Source organism: Sandarakinorhabdus rubra (genome assembly GCF_010994245.1).
In the GTDB taxonomy this organism is placed as follows: Bacteria; Pseudomonadota; Alphaproteobacteria; order Sphingomonadales; family Sphingomonadaceae; genus Sandarakinorhabdus; species Sandarakinorhabdus rubra.
In genome coordinates this window covers 1-1701 of sequence record NZ_WMHO01000333.1, presented here as the reverse complement: position 1 = coordinate 1701, position 1701 = coordinate 1, and the positions used below count along the sequence as shown (strand labels likewise).

The 1701-nt window shown below is 70.4% G+C and carries 2 protein-coding genes; both read right to left on the bottom strand.

What is annotated here, in order from left to right:
• Window positions 1–716, bottom strand: a 716-nt coding sequence (locus GJV64_RS14155) for a DUF4167 domain-containing protein (protein ID WP_164158093.1), incomplete at its 3' end; no start/stop codon positions are given.
• 263 nt (window positions 717–979) lie between these two features.
• Window positions 980–1701 (bottom strand): SDR family NAD(P)-dependent oxidoreductase (locus tag GJV64_RS14150; protein ID WP_164158091.1); only part of this gene is annotated, 722 nt, incomplete at its 5' end.

Sequence of the window (1701 nt, the reverse complement as noted above, 5' to 3'; positions counted from 1 at the left end):
GCCGCCGAGGCCACTGCCGGCGGCAGGGCCTGCAGCAGCGATTCGCGGTCGTCCTCACGGTCGGCCGGATCGCTGTCCTGCCGCCCTGCATCACCGCGGCCCTGGTCTCGGCCCTGATCGCGCCCCTGATCTCTGCCTCCCGGCCGGCGGTCGCGCTGCCAGTCACGGCGGCTACGCTCGTCACCAGCGCGCTCTTCGCGGGGCCGGTCGTCGCGCTGCCTGTCTTCACGGGGCCGATCATCGCGTTGCCGGGCCTCGCGCTGGCGATCATCGCGCTGACGCTCATCCCGAGACCGGTCACTGCGGGGGCGGTTGTCGCGACCCCGCTGGTCAGCCGCCGTATCGGTGTCGCCGTCGGCATCGCCCAGGTCGGCATCGCCCATCTCGGCGTTCTCGCCCTGGTCATCGTCATAGTCGTCGCGGCCGCGATCGCTCTGGTTGCGGCCATCGGTGCGGCCTTCGGGCTGGCGATCACGATAATCGCCCAGCACCCGGTAATAATGCTCGGCATATTGCAGATAATATTCGGCGGTCACCCGGTCGCCGGCCTGCTGCGCATCACGGGCGAGCGCGCGGTATTTCTCCAGCAGCTGGGTGGCATTGCCGCGCTGGCGATTGTCGAGCCGGCTGCCATAATTGTTGCCGCCGGCCATCTGCTGTGGCCGCGGCCCATTGTTGCCGCCACCGCGCCGCCGCCGCTGGTTGTTCCTGATCAAGTCCGTCGTTCCCGTGCCTGGCCCGCCGGGCCGCTGTTGGGTGAAAACACGCCCCACTGCGCCGCTGGCCCGCCTGCGGGGGGCCCTGCCATCCGAAAGGCTGGCGTAGCCCCGTCACCCAATCTGCCAGCTGTCGATGCGCGTGGGGAAAGCCCGCCGCTTCCATGCGCGAGCCACCTGTATGCGCCTTAGCCGGCTGCGACATTTCCAACAAGCCCAAAATCACCGCCCACAATCATGGCGGCAACGGGAGGCGCGCCGCCTCAAAGCGGCCGCGCCGGCGCCATTCGCGCCATCAGCGCGAGGCAGCCTTCCGGATCCTGCCGTTTCAGATCGAGCAGCTGCATCTCGGCGGCGCCTGCGCGCCCCACCGCGATCTCCGGCCGGTCGGCCGCGATGCCATCCAGGATCTGCTGCGCCGCCTCGTGGATGGAGATGCCGGCATCCACCGGATCATCACCGGCGCCCTTCGGGCGGCCATCGCCGGTCAGCGCGTTGGCGCCGATGCCCGTGGCGACGAACCCGGGGGTGAGCACATGCACCTTCAGCCCATATTGGGCGGTCTCGGCCCTGAGCGCGTCCGACCAGCCGACCAGCGCATGCTTGGCCGCGCAATAGCCGGTGCGCAGCGGCGAGCCGACCTTGCCGGCCACCGAGGCGTTGTTGACGATGCGCGCGGTGCGCCCCGCCGCACAGCGCGCCACCATCGCCGGCAGCAGCAACTGCGTGAGCCGCAGCGGCGCGAAGAAATCCACCTCCATCAGGCTGCGATAGACAGCAAAATCGGTGTCGAGCGCGAGGCTGCGCTGCGAGATGCCGGCATTGTTGACCAGCCAGTCCACCCCGCCGGTGGCGGCCTCCACCCGCGCCGCGATCGCCGGCAGCGCATCGAGATCGGTCACCTCGAAGGCTTCGACGTGGCTGCCGGGGCAGGCCGCCGCAACCTCGGCCAGCGCGGCGGCGTTGCGCCCCGACAGCACCAGCC